Raw genomic sequence first — 15,643 nt, forward strand, 5'->3', positions numbered from 1 at the left:
GCGGCTTTGTTCCGCCAGAGGGTTAAATTGACTGGCTTGGTGATGGTAGCCAGCCAGTGCTAGATATGGAAATGGAGTGCTGACATTGAAAGGATTATTTTTCCCCGTGCTTGAAACTGCGCGGTTGATACTCAAACCCTTGGCCATCGATGACTCGGATAGCCTGCTGGAAATCTTTTCTGATCATGAGGTCATGCGGTACTGGAACACTGCACCTTGGGCAACGATTCAGGACGCCATTGATTTCATTAATGGAAGTCATGAGTCGATGCGCCGTGAAGAGTCGCTGGTGCTCGGCGTGTATGTGAAGTCGACAGGTGAGTTGGCTGGCAAGTGCATGCTGTTCAGCTACGATCAAAAATCCAAACGGGCTGAAATCGGGTTTGGGTTGGGCCGTTCATGCTGGGGGCAGGGATATATTCATGAGGCAGGCGAGGCGTTGATTCAGTACGGCTTCAACTCATTGGGGCTCCGGCGGATTGAAGCAGAGATTGACCCAAAAAACCTGGCGTCAGCGAAAGCACTACGGAAACTCGGGTTTTCTCAAGAGGGGCTGCTAAGGCAGCGCTGGGAAGTCAATGGCGTTGTCTCTGACTCGGCAATGTATGGGCGCTTGGTCAGTGATCTTCCCGCATAGGGAATGGCGGTGTCCGCCCGCTGGTGGAGCCTGGACGGCTGCCTACTTCTCTATTGGTGGCGCGGCCTCGCGGGTGCCTCGCTAATCGCTCGTTACCACGCGCTACATGATGATTCGAGTTGGGGGGGCGTAAAATGGCTAAATATGGCGATGTTGCTTTACAGGCTGTTCGCTTGGCAGGGGAAGGTGTTGCTCCTGTAGAAGCGTGGAATTTGGCCGCCGCATCCATGTTTCCTGATCAGCATGCTGCTCGTGTTAAAGGCTGTCCACGGTCTGCATTTTTGGGGTTATGCGAAGAAGGCTATGTCGAGGGAATAGAGGCTGGTAAGTACACCACCTCCGTTTCCAACAAAAAATACGCGATTGACTTGCTTAAGCTTCTTCACGAAAAACCGCACTTGGCCGATTTGCCCAGAAAACAACTTTGGGGAATTGTCGTCCAAGGGGCACCGAAACAGCATAACCAGCAAGTCGAAGTGGTGCTTGCGCTGTGGCGCGCTGGGTTGCTGAACATTTGAGCCGAGCTGATAGTGTGTTTTATCACGCCACGCATCACATTTTTGAGCATCGATAGCTGCTCGGTGGCGCGGCCTCGCGGGTGCCTCGCTGATCGCTCGTTACCACGCGCTACAGGGGTGGCTGCCCTTGGTGGCGCGCAGTGTGCGGCTTTGTTCCGGTGCGATGCCAGAGGGTTGAATTGACGGACTTGGTGATGGTAGCCAGCCAGTGCTAGATATGGAAATGGAGTGCTGATATTGAAAGGATTATTTTTCCCCGTGATTGAAACCGCGCGGTTGATACTCAAACCCTTGGCCATCGATGAGTCGGATAGCCTGCTGGAAATCTTTTCTGATCATGAGGTCATGCGGTATTGGAACACTGCACCTTGGGCAGCGCTTGCCGACCCGATGCAGCGGATTGCCATGGTGCGCCGTTGCCCGTAGTGTCAGGCAACCTACTCATGTCGAACGAACGTCTTCTTTCTGCAGGAGCCTATGGATAATCGGCATATCGTGATATTCGATGGTGTGTGCAACTTCTGCAACGGCGCGGTGAATTTCATCATCCAGCGAGATCCAGAGGGTGTCTTTGCCTTCACCCCGATGCAGAGTGAGTTGGCCCAGGAGCTGACGGAGCACTTCAACGTCCCCGATGTGGGCACGGACACCCTGGTGCTGATCAAGAAGGGTGAGTGTTATGTGCTCTCGGATGCCGCCCTTGAGATCGCGAAAGACCTGAAAGGGCCTTGGCGGCTGTGTTATGCGCTCAAGAGAGTGCCCAAGCCGATCAGGGACGCGGCTTATAAATTGTTTGCGCGGCATCGCTATCGGCTCTTTGGTAAGAAAGATGCCTGTATGGTGCCGTCAGCAGAGGTGAAGTCGCGGTTTGTGGGGGTTGATACCTGATCCGTGAGGCGGATGTATTCAGTCAGGTGATGGTGGGGCGTGGGTTGCTTACCTTTTCTCACGGTGGCGCGGCCTCGCGGGTGCCTCGCTGCTCGCTCGTTACCACGCGCTACAATGTCATTCTTTGCCTGCAGTGTCAGTAGAAAGCAAACCTGTGTCTAGGTACTCACACCATAAGGAAACGGTTACTCATGCCTACCGCCATCGTTCTTGGTGCCACTGGCGCCATTGGCCAGCACCTCGTGACGCAGCTTTCCCAGCGCGATGAGGTGGAGAGCGTCATCGTCGTGACCCGCCGCGAGCTGGATCTTGCTCGTGAATTTCCCCACGCTAACGCATCCAGGCTTCAGCCTGTGCTGCTGGATTTCGAACGGTTGGAAGCTGAGGTTGCCGAACGGGTGCCCGCTGGGGCCATGGCGTTTGTAGCGCTGGGCACCACGAAAAAGCAGGCAGGGAGTAAAGAGGCGTTTCGTCGCGTGGATCATGGGTTGGTGCTGGCGTTTGCCCGTGCCTGCAAAGCGGCGGGGGTGAGCCGGTTGGCCGTGGTGACAGCGCACGGTGCCAATGCTCGCTCGTCGATATTTTATAACCGCGTGAAAGGCGAAGTGGAGCGGGATATTCAGGCGCTGAGGTTGCCCTGTGTGTTCTTTGCTCGGCCTTCGCTGTTGTTGGGGCGGCCGCAGGATGGGCGCTTTGCAGAGACGTGGGCGAGCGCGGTGCTGGCACCCGCGGTGCGCTGGCTACCGCTTGCGCTGCGGCCTATTTCGGTAGAGGCCGTGGCATTGGGTATGGTCAAGGTGGCGCTGGAAGAGGCCACACCCTCCACCGTGCAAAGTAATGCGGCCCTGCATCGCTTGAGCATGGGTAGCTAGTCAGGCTTTCGGCGTGCAGCAAGCAGTGTAGGCAGGTTGTGTTCGATCCAATCGGTTAGCGCTTCGATGTGCTGTCCCAGCTCTTTGCCTGGCGACGTTAATGAATACTCCACATGCGGCGGCACAACGGGACGCGCATAGCGTGCGACCAGGCCATCTTCTTCCAGCTGCTGAAGCGTTTGTGCCAGCATTTTCTCACTGACTCCCTCGATCTTGCGACGCAGTTCGCTGAAGCGGTGGGTGCCTTTCATCAACACCAGCAGCACTAAAACCCCCCACTGGCTGGTCACGTGTTTCAAAATCTGCCGCGATGGGCAGGCTTTTGCGAGTACTTCGCCACGGCGCATGGCATTGGCGAGTTCTCCATGGCTGGCGCTTTGAGAAGGGGGCGTTGGGTGACGGGTCATGGTACTTACCTTTTTGTGCGTACTTACTAAAAGTTAGTTTAAAGGGTACGCTTCGTTTCACCAACCATTGCAGATGAATGAGGGTGAAAACATGATCGTAGTAACGGGTGCTACCGGACAGCTAGGCCGCTTGGTGATTGATGCGCTAGTGAAGCGCGTGCCTGCCGAGCACATTGTGGCCGCCGTGCGGAATGTGGAAAAAGCCCAGCCGCTGGCCGAGCTAGGCGTACACGTACGTCAAGCCAATTACGATGACCCTGACAGCTGGCAAGCGGCTTTGCAAGGAGCCGAAAAGGTGCTGCTGATCTCGTCTAGCGAGATTGGCCAGCGTGTCGATCAGCATCGAGCGGTCATCGAGGCTGCGAAGCGTCAGGGCGTAGCGCTACTAGCGTATACCAGCCTATTGCATGCCGATTCGTCACCGCTTGGTTTAGCGCAGGAGCACCGCGAGACCGAGGCACTGATTCATGCCTCTGGTGTTCCTTATGTGCTGCTGCGCAACGGCTGGTACACCGAAAATTATACGCAGGGCGCTCCTGGAGCGGTCGCCCAGGGTGTCTTGTTTGGCTGTGCCGACGAGGGGCGGATTGCCTCGGCTGGGCGGGCTGATTACGCCGAAGCAGCGGCCATCGTGCTGGCCAGCGATCAGCACAGGGAGCCCGTCTATGAGTTGGCAGGTGACAGCGCGTATACGCTGGGCGAGCTGGCAGCCGTTATCGCGCGGCAAAGCGGACAGCGCGTCGATTACGTCAACGTGAGTGAGGCCGATTACGTAAGTGCTTTGCAGCAGGCGGGGCTGCCGAAGGAGTTCGCTAGCGTATTGGCAGACGCCGATAGAGGAGTTGCCAAGGGGGCACTATTGGATGAGGGCCATCAGTTGAGCCAGTTGCTGGGTAGGCCCACGCTGTCGCTGGAAGAGGCTGTCAAACAGGCGCTGTCGTCATCACGGTAATACATGCCTGTATTGAGGCAGGGCTTCTGTGGCGCTGGCCCACGCTTGTAGAGGCGTGGGCCAGTTTCGTTTCTGACGTTGCCCCCGCTACCAGGCCATCACTCGCGGTCATTCTCCAGCGCCTCGATCATCCGGCGCGCTGCGTTGGAGAGCGTGCGGTTGTGGTGCACCAGATAACCCAGTGGGCGGTGGATGGGGTCGGTATCCACCGGCAGTTCGACCAGTTCGCTGTCGAGCATGCTTTCCGGCAGCAGGCTCCAGCCGAGCCCGACGCTGCACATCATCTTCAGGGTTTCCAGGTAGTTGGTGGACATGCTGACCGGCAGGGTCAGGCCGGCGGCCTGGAAGCGTTGGCCGATCAGGGTGTGGGTGAAGGTCTTGGCGCCGGGCATCACGCAGTTCACCTCGCACAGTTCGGCCAGGCTCAGCGTGGCCTGGGTGCGGCTGCGCTGGGCCAGTGGGTGGTCCTTGGCGCAGACGAAGCAGAGCCGGTCGCGCCAGAGCTCGACCACCTGCAGCTGCTCCACCGGGTGGGGCGCCAGGGTGACGATGGCCATTTCCAGGGTGCCATCCACCACGCCCTGATAGGCAAGCTCGGAGTCCAGGAAGTGCAGGTCGAGGGCCACTTCCGGATGGCGCTGGGTGTAGAGCTTGAGCAGCGGCGGCAGCCGGTGCAGGCCGATGTGGTGGCTGGTGGCCAGGGTGAGCTTGCCGCCTACCTGGCCGGAAAGGTTGGCCAGCGCGCGGCGGCTGTCGTCCACGGTGAAGAGGATACGCTGGGCGCGGGGCAGCAGCAGGTTGCCTGCCTCGGTAAGGGTGATTTTCCGCCCGATACGGTCGAAAAGCCGCGTGCCCAGCAGCTCTTCCAGGGTGGCAATGCGTTTACTCACCGCTGGCTGCGTAAGGTGAAGCTGCTCGGCGGCCCGGGAAAAGCTTTGGGTTTGCGCCACGGCAAGAAAGGCTTGCAGGCTTTGGGTATCCACGGCGGCTCCCTGATTATCTATTCCTGTTTGGAATCTAAAGTATGAATAACATGAATTGCTTTTATGTGCGAGTCGGGTAACACTCGGGTCATCGTCCATGACGCCCGCGACAAGAGCGGCCCGTAGAAGCCGCCAACACGACTAGCAGGGCACTGCCCAGGAGAGCCACATGTCAGGTCAAACCCTTTACGACAAACTCTGGAACCAGCACTTGGTCAAGCAGCGCGATGACGGCACGGCGCTGATCTACATCGACCGCCAACTGCTCCACGAAGTGACCTCGCCACAGGCGTTTGAAGGCCTGCGTCTGGCCAACCGCAAGCCCTGGCGTCTGGATGCCAACCTGGCCACCCCCGATCACAACGTGCCCACCACGGTGAAAGAGCGTGCCGAGGGCAACAGCGGCATCAAGGACCCGGTCTCGTTGATTCAGGTGCAGACCCTGGACGACAACTGCCAGGCCTTCGGTATCGAAGAGTTCAAGATCAACGACCCCCGCCAGGGCATCGTGCACGTGGTGGGCCCCGAGCAGGGTGCCACACTGCCCGGCATGACCGTGGTGTGCGGCGACTCGCATACCGCCACCCACGGCGCCTTTGCCGCGCTGGCCCACGGTATCGGCACCTCGGAAGTGGAACACGTGCTGGCTACCCAGTGTTTGCTGGCGCAGAAGATGAAGAACATGCAGGTGCGCGTGGAAGGCGAGCTGGGCCTGGGCGTGACCGCCAAGGACGTGGTGCTGGCCATCATCGGCAAGATTGGTACCGCCGGCGGCACCGGCTATGCCATCGAGTTTGCTGGAAGCGCCATCGAATCGCTCTCCATGGAAGGCCGCATGACCGTGTGCAACATGGCCATCGAAGCGGGTGCCCGAGTGGGGCTGATTGCGGTCGATGACACCACCATCGATTACCTCGCCGAGCGCCCCTTTGCGCCCACCACCGAGCAGTGGGAAGCCGCCGTGGCCGACTGGCGTCTGCTGGTCTCCGATGCCGATGCCCACTTCGATAAAGTGGTCACCCTGAAGGCTGAAGAGATCGAGCCTCAGGTAAGCTGGGGCACCAGCCCCGAAATGGTCACCGGTATTTCCGGTCAGGTGCCCGACCCCCAGGCCGCCGATGACGAAACCGTCCAGCGCAGTCACTCCCGCGCGCTGGAGTACATGGGCCTGCAGGCCAACCAGAAAATTACCGATATCAAGCTGGACAAGGTGTTCATCGGCTCCTGCACCAACTCGCGTATCGAAGACCTGCGTGAAGCCGCCAAGGTGGCCAAGGGCAACAAGGTGGCCGATACCATCAAGCTGGCCATGGTGGTGCCGGGTTCTGGCCTGGTGAAGCGCCAGGCGGAAGCCGAAGGCCTCGACAAGATCTTCATCGAAGCGGGCTTCGAGTGGCGCGAGCCGGGTTGCTCCATGTGTCTGGCCATGAATGCCGACAAGCTGGGCGCTGGCGAGCACTGCGCCTCGACCTCCAACCGTAACTTCGAAGGTCGTCAGGGCTACGGCGGGCGTACGCATCTGGTGAGCCCGGCCATGGCCGCTGCGGCCGCCATTGCTGGCCACTTCGTCGATGTCCGTACCTTGCCTGCCAACGATGCCACCCACGCCCAGGAGGCCTGAGCCATGAAAAAGTTCGAACGTTTTGAAGGCATCGTCGCGCCTCTGGACCGTGCCAATGTCGATACCGACCTGATCATTCCGAAGCAGTTCCTGAAGTCCATCAAGCGGACCGGCTTTGGCGTGAACCTGTTCGATGAGCTGCGCTACCTGGACGAAGGCCAACCCGGTCAGGACTGCTCCCAGCGCCCGCTGAATCCGGATTTCGTTCTGAACCAGCCGCGCTTCAAAGGCGCCGAGGTGCTGCTGGCACGGCGTAACTTTGGCTGCGGCAGCTCCCGCGAGCACGCGCCCTGGGCGCTGGAAGATTTTGGCTTCAAAGTAGTGATTGCCCCCAGCTTTGCCGATATCTTTTACAACAACGCGTTCAAGAACGGCATCCTGCTGGTGACGCTGGCCGAAGAGCAGGTGGATCGTCTGTTTGCCGAGGTGGACGCCAACGAAGGCTACCAGCTGGACGTCGACCTGGAGCATCAGCGCGTGATCACGCCCAGCGGCGAGATTCTGGAATTCGAGGTCGATGAATTCCGCAAGCACTGCCTGCTGAACGGCCTGGACGATATCGGCATTACCCTGCAAGACGAAGAGGCCATTCGCAGCTTCGAAGCGCAGCATCGTCAGCAGCGCCCGTGGCTGTTCCGTCAGCCCGCGTAAGTCTTCCATTTTTTGTGCTAAGGATTGAGCATGACTCATAAGGTGTTACTGCTGCCCGGTGACGGTATCGGCCCGGAAATTGCCGCCCAGGCGGCGCGTTTGTTGAAAGCCTGCCAAGACGCTGGCCTGGACATCGAGGTGGAAGAGGGTCTGGTGGGCGGCTCGGCCTACGACGTACACGGCGAGCCGCTGCCCGCCGAAACGTTGGAAAAAGCCAAGGCTGCCAGCGCGATTCTGCTGGGTGCCGTGGGCGGCCCCAAATGGGACAAGATCGAAGACCTCTCCAAGCGTCCTGAGAAAGGCTTGCTGGGCCTGCGCAAGAACCTGGGGCTGTTTGGCAACCTGCGTCCGGCCATGCTCTACCCGCAGTTGGCCAGCGCTTCCAGCTTGAAGCCCGAGCTGGTGGCCGGGCTGGATATCATGATCGTGCGTGAACTCACCGGCGGCATCTACTTCGGCCAGCCCCGGGGTATCGAAGTGCGCGACGGCGAGCGGGTCGGCTTCAATACCTATATCTACTCCGAGAGCGAAATCGAGCGCATTGGCCGTGTCGCCTTCGAGATGGCCCAGAAGCGCGGCAAGAAGCTCTGCTCGGTGGACAAGGCCAACGTGCTGGAAGTGACGATTCTGTGGCGTGAGGTCATGGAGCGGCTGGCACCGGAATACCCGGATGTAGAGCTGTCGCACATGTACGTGGACAACGCCGCCATGCAGCTGGTGCGTGCACCGAAGCAGTTCGATGTGGTGGTCACCGGCAACATGTTTGGCGACATTCTCTCCGATGCCGCCGCCATGCTGACCGGCTCCATCGGCATGTTGCCTTCTGCATCGCTCAACGAGAGCGGGCAGGGCATGTACGAGCCTTGCCACGGCAGCGCGCCGGACATCGCAGGCCAGAACGTCGCCAACCCGCTGGCCATGATGCTCTCGGTGGCCATGATGCTGCGCTACTCGCTCAATGAGCCCGCCATGGCCGAGCGCATTGAAGCGGCGGTGGGCAGCGTGCTGGACGACGGCCTGCGTACGGCGGATATCGCTTCCGAAGGCACCCGTCGGGTCTCCACGGTGGAGATGGGCGATGCGGTGCTGGCGGCCTTTGCACAACGCTCAGCCTAAGGCTAGCAAGAAGAGCATGGGCAAAAAGAAAGCCTGCTAATGGGTTGATTCGCTTCGACTCGTCGCAAAGCAACCAACGTCGGCTGCCCCAAGGGGTGGCCGACGTCGTGTCGGATATTTGTGTATAATACTTATCTCATTCTTGGTTGGAGGACTTCACATGTTGAAAGTCGGTTTCGTGGGATGGCGTGGCATGGTGGGCTCTGTGCTGATGCAGCGCATGCAGGAAGATGGTGATTTCAACGGTATCGAGCCGATCTTTTTCACCACTTCTCAAGTTGGCCAGCCCGGCCCCGACATCGGCGTGGACGTGCCTCCGCTGAAAGATGCGTTTGCACTGGATGACCTGAAAGCGCTGGACGTGATCATTACCTGTCAGGGCGGTGACTACACCAAGAAGGTCTACGGCGACCTGCGCAGCGGCGGTTGGCAAGGCTACTGGATCGATGCTGCCAGCACCCTGCGGATGGAAGACGAAGCCACCATCATCCTCGACCCGGTGAACCGCAAGGTCATCGATGCGCAGCTGGCAAAAGGTGCCAAAACCTTCGTGGGTGGCAACTGCACTGTCAGCCTGATGCTGATGGGCCTTGGCGGCCTGTTCGAGGCCGATATGGTCGAGTGGATGACCTCCATGACCTATCAGGCGGCGTCCGGCTCCGGTGCCAAGCACATGCGCGAGCTGCTCAACCAGATGGGCCACCTGCGTGATAGCGTGGCCAGCGAATTGGCCGACCCGGCCAGCGCCATTCTGGATATCGACCGCAAGGTCACTGCGGCCATGCGTGGCGGCGACTTCCCCACGGAAAACTTCACTGCGCCGCTGGCGGGCAGCCTGCTGCCGTGGATCGACACCAAGCTGGAGAGCGGCCAGAGCCGCGAAGAGTGGAAGGGCAGCGTCGAGTCCAACAAGATTCTGGGTCTGCAGAACAACCCGATTCCCATCGATGGGCTTTGCGTGCGTATCGGGGCCATGCGCTCCCACAGCCAAGCATTCACCATCAAGCTGAAGCAGGATGTGCCGCTGGACGAGATCGAAGAGCGCATTGCCAAGCACAACGAGTGGGTGCGCCTGATTCCCAACGACAAGGAAGCCACCGTGGCAGGCCTGACCCCGGCAGCAGCCACGGGCACGCTGCAAGTGCCGGTCGGTCGGCTGCGCAAGCTGAACATGGGCGGTGAATACCTCTCCGCCTTCAGCGTGGGCGACCAGCTGCTGTGGGGGGCCGCCGAGCCGCTCAAGCGCATGCTGAAGATCCTGCGCGAGCAGTAATCCAGCGCGGGTCGTCAGGTAAACCAGTGGGAAGCTGTTCGCAGCTTCCCATTTTTTTTGCCCGTCAGGCGTGTCGAGGGTGCATTGGCCCAAGCGGCATGTTAAATACGTTATGATAAAAACGAATTAAGTCATTGTGATGGGTGAATGTTTCCGCACAATGTAACGCAGGGAACCGCAGGCAGTAGGGGCCGCAATGAAAAACAAGCTGGCATGGTGGTCATGGCTGCCGCTGGGCGTCGTAAGCCCGTTGGCGTTGGCCGTGGGGCTGGGGCAGGTGACGGTCAACTCACCGCTCCAGGCACCGCTGAATGCCTCCGCACCCATCGTGGATGTCTCCGAGACTGCGCTGGGCGAGATACGGGTGGAGGTCGCTGACGAAGCGGCCTTTACCGCCCGGGGGCTGGAGTGGACCCCGCTGGCGGCCAGCGTGCGCGCCGAGATCGAGCGCCTTCCCGGCGGTGCTCGGGTGGTGCTGCGCACCGATCAGGAGGTGCTGGAACCCTGGCTGGATCTGTTGTTGATCATCAGCGGCCCCGATGGGCGTAGCGCCGAGGCGTTCACACTGCTGTTCGATCTGCCGGAGAGCATCGCCAGTGCGCCGGTGGCGGCACCTGCCAGCCATGTCAGTCCGTCCGCGACGGCTGCACAAGCCCCGCCACAGGCAGTCTCTTCTTCGCCATTGCCATCGCCATCGCCCGCATCCGTGGCCAGTGCGGCCCAGGCGCCTGGCGGAACGGCCTATGTGGCCAGCGGCGATTCATTGTGGGGGGTGGCGGCGCGGGTCAAGCCCGCCGAGGTCAGTGTCCAGCAGATGATACTGGCGCTGGTCGAAGCCAACCCGTCGGCGTTCCCTTCCGGTAACCCGGATGAGCTTCGCGCCGGGCAAACCCTGGTGGTGCCAGGTCGCGAGCAAATCATGGCACGTAGCCCCAGCCAGGCATCCCAGGCGGTGCAGGCCATGCGCCAAACGGCGGCGGCGCCATCGTCAGGCGAGGAGCCGGTGCTGGTCGACGAGGCGCTGGCCGCGAGCGAGCAGTTGCCACAGGGCGCGCCAGAAGGCCCATTGGCCGAGGGTGATGCCGAGGGCGAGACAGAGAGCGAGACAGAGAGCGAGCTGGCAGGGCTGACCCTCAACGACCTGGCAGAACAGCTGCGCGAAAGCCAGGCCATGCTGCAAACCGTCCTCGAAGAGCGTGACCTGATGCAGGCGGAAATGGCTGCGCTGCGTCAGGAGGTGGCCTCGTTGACGGAGGCGCTGCAGGCGTCTCAACAGGAAACCCAGCATGCCCTGGCTGCCGCAGAAGCCATGGCGGCCAGCGCGGGTCAGGCGGCCGGTGCGGGAGCGTCCGGGCCGGGGGTGATCGCACGGCTGGAGGCCTATCAGTGGCCGCTGGCCAGTGCCGCCCTGGCGCTGTTGCTGGGGGCGCTGGTGTGGTCACGCAAACGCCGCGAGCGCCAGTGGGAGGACGTGCCAGCGCCCGCCGCTGCCGTGGAAACGCCCCCACGGCGCGCCGAGCCAGTCATGGAAAGCACCGGCACCGCTGGCGCACCTTTGGCCGAGCCGCCCCTTGCCGAGCCACCGCCTTTCGATATCCCGAAAGCGCCGCCACAGGTAGCCGAGCGCTATGAGCAGGTGTCTGCTGCTGACGAGCCGGTGACCGACGAGCTTGCTGTCCAAACGCCTGTTGCTCAAGCGCCTGGTGAGCATAGCCCCTTGGAGGAAGCTACAGAGCTGTCGACGCCCCAGGCACCTGCGCAACCGGTGCCGGACGATCATCGGGCGCACTGTATCGATTATCATCCGCCCTTGCTGCAGGCTAACGAGTCAGACGCGGCCGAGACCTCCTTGTCAGGAAACGCGCACCCGCCACCGCTGCGCACCCGCTATACCCCTGAAGAGGAGTGGGAAATCGAAGAGGTGGCATTCGAGCCGCGACGTCGGGATAATAGCGACTCTTCCAAATCCTCCAAATGACGTGGCTTGATGACGCTGTTCTACCACTTTGATGAAACACAACCGCTGGCTGGCCGACTGGCCATGGGCGTCGAATATGACGGCACACGTTTTTGTGGCTTTCAGCGCCTGAAGCATGCCGCCTCCGTGCAACAGGCCATCGAAGATGCGCTGGGCAAGGTGGCGGGGGCGCCCGTGCATATCTACGCCAGCGGCCGTACCGATTCCGGTGTGCACGCCACGCGCCAAGTGATTCACTTCGACCCGCCGGTACAGCGCACTGAAAAAGCGTGGATTTTCGGCGCCAATACCAATCTGCCCCGAGACGTGGCGGTGCGTTGGGTGAAGCCGGTGTCCGATGATTTTCATTCGCGCCTTGGCGCGCTGGCACGCCGTTACCGCTACATCTTTCTGAATCAGATCAGCCGCCCGGTCATGGAGCGCCACAACGTCACCTGGTGTCGCGACCCGCTGGATGCCGATGCCATGCATCGTGCGGCCCAGGTGCTGGTGGGCGAGCACGATTTCAGCAGCTTCCGCGCGGCGGGCTGCCAGTCGAAATCCCCCTGGCGCCAGATGCACTTCGTCGAAGTGAAGCGTTACGGCCCGCTGGTGGTGATCGATATCCAAGGCAATGCCTTCCTGCATCACATGATCCGTAACATTGCCGGAGCGCTGGCCAGCGTTGGCCGGGGGGCGCAGGACGAAGGGCATATCGCCCGCCTGCTGGCGATGAAAAATCGCCAGAAGGGCGATGTCACGGCGCCTGCCTGCGGCCTGCATTTCGTCGACTCCCTCTACGACGAACGTTTCGCGATCCCCAAGGAGCCGCTGGGGCCCAATCTGCTGGCCTTCACCGGCGAGTGGACCGGCGAGCGGGCGCTGCCGGAGACGCCCCGAGTGGCCGCCCGGCGCCAGCTCACCTTTACCCAGCAAGCCAGCCCTGAACAGCAGGAGAGCGCCTCATGACCGCATCTGGTCGCACGCGTATCAAGTTTTGTGGTTTTACTCGCCACGAGGACGTGGCCCAGGCCGTGGCGCTGGGGGTCGATGCGCTGGGGTTCGTCATGTGGCCCAGGAGCGCGCGGGGTATCGACCCTGATGCGTTGGCGGCGCTGGCAGCACCGGTACCGGCTTTCGTGACGCGGGTGGGGCTGTTCGTCAACCCTGACGTAGCGCTGGTGGAGGCGTGTTTGCCGCATCTGGATTTGATCCAGTTCCATGGTGACGAGTCCGCCGACTTCTGCGCCCAGTTCGATCGCCCCTGGATCAAGGCGCTGCGCATGCGTGACGACCTCGACCTGCATCAGGCAGCGCAGCAGTACGCGGCCGCCCAGGCACTGCTGCTGGACGCCTACCGACCGGGCGTGCCAGGCGGAACCGGAGAAACCTTCGACTGGTCTAGAATCCCCGCAGCCCTGCAAAAACCTGTTATTCTGGCGGGTGGGCTGACGGTCGAGAACATTGCTGCCGCGGTGGCGCAGGTGGCTCCCTATGCGGTTGATGTATCAGGGGGAATCGAAGCCGCCCCAGGCCAAAAGGATGCTCGGCGAATGGCCGACTTCGTGGCTCAGGTCGGGCGGGCCGATCAGCGCTGACGAGGGGAGTGAAACCCTTCTTCTGCCTTTATGTATTCATTCATCTTTGCCTTTCTGGCGATCCTGTGAGGTATGCCTGTGACAGTCTCAGCAACTGAAACCAAGTTCAGCGACCTGACCCGAATGCCGGATGCCCGTGGTCACTTTGGCCCCTATGGCGGCCGGTTCGTGTCGGAAACCCTGAGTTACGCTCTTGAAGAGCTGGAGCAGACCTACTTCAGCCTGCGCGACGACCCGGTCTTTCAGGCGGAGTTCGACCGCGATCTGGCGCACTATGTGGGTCGCCCCTCGCCGCTTTATCACGCCGAGCGCTGGTCCAACTCACTGGGTGGCGCACAAATCTGGTTGAAGCGCGAAGACCTCAACCATACCGGTGCCCACAAGGTGAACAACACCATCGGTCAGGCGCTGCTGGCCAAGAAGACCGGCAAGCCTCGGGTCATCGCTGAAACCGGCGCGGGTCAGCACGGTGTGGCCACGGCCACGGTTGCCGCGCGGCTGGGGCTGGAGTGCGATGTCTACATGGGCGCCGCCGATGTCCAGCGCCAGAAGCTGAACGTCTACCGCATGCGGCTGCTGGGCGCGCGGGTCATTCCGGTGGAGTCCGGCACCCGCACGCTCAAGGACGCCATGAACGAAGCGTTGCGTGACTGGGTCACCAACGTGGACAACACCTTCTACATCATCGGTACCGTGGCCGGGCCGCACCCGTACCCGCTGTTGGTGCGCGATTTCAATGCAGTGGTGGGGCGCGAGGCGCGCCGCCAGTCGCTGGAGCAGATCGGCCGCTTGCCGGATGCGCTGGTAGCGTGCGTGGGCGGGGGCTCCAATGCCATTGGCCTGTTCTACCCGTTCGTCGAAGATGACGCCGTGGCCATGTACGGTGTCGAGGCAGGGGGCGACGGGGTGGAAACCGGCCGTCACGCCGCGCCGCTGTCTTCCAATGCACCGCGTGGCGTACTGCACGGCAACCGCACCTACCTGATGTCCGACGAAGCGGGCCAGGTGATGGATACTCACTCCATCTCGGCAGGCCTCGATTATCCTGGCGTTGGCCCCGAGCACGCGCTGTGGAAAGACGCCGGTCGCGTGCAGTACGTGGCCGCCAATGACCAGCAGGTGCTGGAAGCGTTCCGCGAGCTGACCCGCATGGAGGGCATCATGCCTGCGCTGGAGTCTGCCCATGCCTTGGCCCATGCCAAAGTGCTGGCGCCCACCATGCGGCCTGATCAGCATATCGTGGTGAACCTTTCAGGGCGTGGTGACAAGGACATCATGACCGTGGCTAACATCGACGGCATCGAGTTTTAAGGGCTAGCATGAATCGAATCGACCAGCGTTTTTCCGAATTGAAGCAGCAGGGCCGCAAGGCTCTGATCCCTTACATCACCGCCGGGGACCCTGCGCCCCAGTATACGGTAGGCTTCATGCACGCCCTGGTGGATGCCGGGGCCGATGTGATCGAGCTTGGCGTGCCGTTCTCCGACCCGATGGCGGATGGCCCGGTCATCCAGAAGGCCTGCGAGCGGGCTCTGAAGCAGGGCACCCGGCTGGTGGACCTGCTGGACATGGTGGCCGAGTTTCGCCAGACCGATACCCAGACACCCATCGTGCTGATGGGCTACCTGAATCCTATCGAACGCATCGGTTACACGGCCTTTGCCGATAAAGCCGCCAGCGTCGGTGTGGACGGCGTGCTGGTGGTGGACATGCCGCCGGAAGAGGCGGACGAGTTCGGCCCGCTGCTCAAAGAGCGCGGCTTGGCAGCGATTTTCCTGGTTGCGCCTACCACTTCTCATGCCCGTGCCGCTACAATATGCGCCCACGGTGAGGGGTATCTTTACTATGTGTCGCTCAAAGGCGTGACCGGGGCGGCCACATTGAACGCAGCCGATGTCGCTGAACACCTGGCGCCGCTGCGTGACATGACCGATTTGCCGCTGTGCGTTGGGTTCGGCATTCGCGATGGGGTGACGGCCGCCGAGGTGGCGAAAGTCGCCGATGGCGTGATCGTCGGCAGCGCGCTGGTCAACCGCATTGCGGACAGCGAGGATGCCCCTGAAACCATCGCCGGACAGTTGAAGAGCGTGTTGGCTGAAATGCGGACCGCCATGGATGCCTGAGTGCATCCTCTCATCGTCTACACTGAATCTTGAATTGACGACACTCA

Annotated in this window: 17 protein-coding genes; 15 read left to right on the forward strand and 2 right to left on the reverse strand. The window is 61.3% G+C overall.

Going from position 1 to position 15,643, the window contains the following annotated elements:
• The first annotated feature begins 76 nt into the window (after positions 1–76).
• The 5 genes from RVM27_RS16675 (at position 77) to RVM27_RS16695 (ending at position 2,915) form a co-directional block, all read left to right on the forward strand.
• Positions 77–637 (forward strand): GNAT family N-acetyltransferase, encoded by a 561-nt coding sequence (locus RVM27_RS16675; RefSeq protein ID WP_498957043.1) that lies wholly within the window; start codon positions 77–79, stop codon positions 635–637.
• A 134-nt stretch (positions 638–771) separates the two neighbouring features.
• Complete coding sequence (locus RVM27_RS16680) at positions 772–1,155, forward strand: DUF6979 family protein (RefSeq protein WP_081192973.1); 384 nt, start codon at positions 772–774, stop codon at positions 1,153–1,155.
• 237 nt (positions 1,156–1,392) lie between these two features.
• Positions 1,393–1,581 carry a GNAT family N-acetyltransferase gene (locus RVM27_RS16685; protein WP_217806053.1) on the forward strand — a complete coding sequence of 63 codons (189 nt, stop codon included), beginning with the start codon at positions 1,393–1,395 and terminating at the stop codon, positions 1,579–1,581.
• A 51-nt stretch (positions 1,582–1,632) separates the two neighbouring features.
• The gene (locus RVM27_RS16690) at positions 1,633–2,043 is read left to right on the forward strand and encodes a thiol-disulfide oxidoreductase DCC family protein (RefSeq protein WP_081192977.1); all 411 of its coding nucleotides are present in this window, start codon (positions 1,633–1,635) and stop codon (positions 2,041–2,043) included.
• Between the two features lie 191 nt (positions 2,044–2,234).
• Positions 2,235–2,915 (forward strand): NAD(P)H-binding protein, encoded by a 681-nt coding sequence (locus RVM27_RS16695; protein WP_081192979.1) that lies wholly within the window; start codon positions 2,235–2,237, stop codon positions 2,913–2,915.
• On the opposite strand, the gene RVM27_RS16700 is transcribed toward RVM27_RS16695, so the two are convergent.
• The gene (locus RVM27_RS16700; protein ID WP_081192981.1) at positions 2,912–3,322 is read right to left on the reverse strand and encodes a winged helix-turn-helix transcriptional regulator; all 411 of its coding nucleotides are present in this window, start codon (positions 3,320–3,322) and stop codon (positions 2,912–2,914) included. The two genes, RVM27_RS16695 and RVM27_RS16700, sit on opposite strands and share 4 nt — an antisense overlap.
• Before the next feature lie 91 nt (positions 3,323–3,413).
• On the opposite strand from RVM27_RS16700, the gene RVM27_RS16705 reads away from it, so the two are divergent.
• Positions 3,414–4,274 carry an SDR family oxidoreductase gene (locus RVM27_RS16705; RefSeq protein ID WP_081192983.1) on the forward strand — a complete coding sequence of 287 codons (861 nt, stop codon included), beginning with the start codon at positions 3,414–3,416 and terminating at the stop codon, positions 4,272–4,274.
• A 98-nt stretch (positions 4,275–4,372) separates the two neighbouring features.
• On the opposite strand, the gene RVM27_RS16710 is transcribed toward RVM27_RS16705, so the two are convergent.
• Complete coding sequence (locus RVM27_RS16710; RefSeq protein ID WP_287806580.1) at positions 4,373–5,257, reverse strand: LysR family transcriptional regulator; 885 nt, start codon at positions 5,255–5,257, stop codon at positions 4,373–4,375.
• A 169-nt stretch (positions 5,258–5,426) separates the two neighbouring features.
• Here RVM27_RS16710 and leuC point away from each other — a divergent pair, with 169 nt between their 5' ends.
• From leuC to trpA, 9 genes are all read left to right on the forward strand, one after another.
• Complete coding sequence (leuC, locus tag RVM27_RS16715) at positions 5,427–6,878, forward strand: 3-isopropylmalate dehydratase large subunit (protein WP_498941526.1); 1,452 nt, start codon at positions 5,427–5,429, stop codon at positions 6,876–6,878.
• 3 nt (positions 6,879–6,881) lie between these two features.
• Positions 6,882–7,529, forward strand: a complete 648-nt coding sequence (gene leuD / locus RVM27_RS16720; RefSeq protein ID WP_039179896.1) for a 3-isopropylmalate dehydratase small subunit — start codon at positions 6,882–6,884, stop codon at positions 7,527–7,529.
• A gap of 30 nt (positions 7,530–7,559) precedes the next feature.
• Entirely contained in the window at positions 7,560–8,645 is a 1,086-nt protein-coding gene (leuB, locus tag RVM27_RS16725; protein ID WP_498941525.1) for a 3-isopropylmalate dehydrogenase, read from the forward strand.
• Between the two features lie 160 nt (positions 8,646–8,805).
• Positions 8,806–9,918, forward strand: coding sequence for an aspartate-semialdehyde dehydrogenase (asd, locus tag RVM27_RS16730; protein ID WP_498957044.1), 1,113 nt, complete (start codon positions 8,806–8,808; stop codon positions 9,916–9,918).
• A gap of 196 nt (positions 9,919–10,114) precedes the next feature.
• Positions 10,115–11,896 (forward strand): type IV pilus assembly protein FimV, encoded by a 1,782-nt coding sequence (locus RVM27_RS16735; RefSeq protein WP_100731243.1) that lies wholly within the window; start codon positions 10,115–10,117, stop codon positions 11,894–11,896.
• Between the two features lie 9 nt (positions 11,897–11,905).
• A complete protein-coding gene (gene truA / locus RVM27_RS16740) occupies positions 11,906–12,844 on the forward strand; it encodes a tRNA pseudouridine synthase A (RefSeq protein ID WP_498957045.1) in 939 nt (312 codons plus the stop codon).
• Positions 12,841–13,473, forward strand: a complete 633-nt coding sequence (locus tag RVM27_RS16745; protein WP_498957046.1) for a phosphoribosylanthranilate isomerase — start codon at positions 12,841–12,843, stop codon at positions 13,471–13,473. The genes truA and RVM27_RS16745 overlap by 4 nt, the downstream gene beginning before the upstream one ends.
• Before the next feature lie 72 nt (positions 13,474–13,545).
• Complete coding sequence (gene trpB / locus RVM27_RS16750) at positions 13,546–14,784, forward strand: tryptophan synthase subunit beta (RefSeq protein WP_498957047.1); 1,239 nt, start codon at positions 13,546–13,548, stop codon at positions 14,782–14,784.
• 8 nt (positions 14,785–14,792) lie between these two features.
• Positions 14,793–15,596 carry a tryptophan synthase subunit alpha gene (gene trpA / locus RVM27_RS16755; RefSeq protein WP_498941521.1) on the forward strand — a complete coding sequence of 268 codons (804 nt, stop codon included), beginning with the start codon at positions 14,793–14,795 and terminating at the stop codon, positions 15,594–15,596.
• Positions 15,597–15,643 lie beyond the last annotated feature (47 nt).

Origin of the sequence: Halomonas sp. KM007, from assembly GCF_050709225.1 — a bacterium.
In the GTDB taxonomy this organism is placed as follows: Bacteria; Pseudomonadota; Gammaproteobacteria; order Pseudomonadales; family Halomonadaceae; genus Vreelandella; species Vreelandella hamiltonii.

Coding starts and splice junctions, on each gene's coding strand:
- RVM27_RS16680 (WP_081192973.1), top strand. CDS start 772: ATGGCTAAATATGGCGATGTTGCTTTACAGGCTGTTCGCTTGGCAGGG.
- RVM27_RS16690 (WP_081192977.1), top strand. CDS start 1,633: ATGGATAATCGGCATATCGTGATATTCGATGGTGTGTGCAACTTCTGC.
- RVM27_RS16695 (WP_081192979.1), top strand. CDS start 2,235: ATGCCTACCGCCATCGTTCTTGGTGCCACTGGCGCCATTGGCCAGCAC.
- RVM27_RS16700 (WP_081192981.1), bottom strand. CDS start 3,322: ATGACCCGTCACCCAACGCCCCCTTCTCAAAGCGCCAGCCATGGAGAA.
- RVM27_RS16705 (WP_081192983.1), top strand. CDS start 3,414: ATGATCGTAGTAACGGGTGCTACCGGACAGCTAGGCCGCTTGGTGATT.
- leuC (WP_498941526.1), top strand. CDS start 5,427: ATGTCAGGTCAAACCCTTTACGACAAACTCTGGAACCAGCACTTGGTC.
- leuD (WP_039179896.1), top strand. CDS start 6,882: ATGAAAAAGTTCGAACGTTTTGAAGGCATCGTCGCGCCTCTGGACCGT.
- leuB (WP_498941525.1), top strand. CDS start 7,560: ATGACTCATAAGGTGTTACTGCTGCCCGGTGACGGTATCGGCCCGGAA.
- asd (WP_498957044.1), top strand. CDS start 8,806: ATGTTGAAAGTCGGTTTCGTGGGATGGCGTGGCATGGTGGGCTCTGTG.
- RVM27_RS16735 (WP_100731243.1), top strand. CDS start 10,115: ATGAAAAACAAGCTGGCATGGTGGTCATGGCTGCCGCTGGGCGTCGTA.
- truA (WP_498957045.1), top strand. CDS start 11,906: ATGACGCTGTTCTACCACTTTGATGAAACACAACCGCTGGCTGGCCGA.
- RVM27_RS16745 (WP_498957046.1), top strand. CDS start 12,841: ATGACCGCATCTGGTCGCACGCGTATCAAGTTTTGTGGTTTTACTCGC.
- trpB (WP_498957047.1), top strand. CDS start 13,546: ATGCCTGTGACAGTCTCAGCAACTGAAACCAAGTTCAGCGACCTGACC.
- trpA (WP_498941521.1), top strand. CDS start 14,793: ATGAATCGAATCGACCAGCGTTTTTCCGAATTGAAGCAGCAGGGCCGC.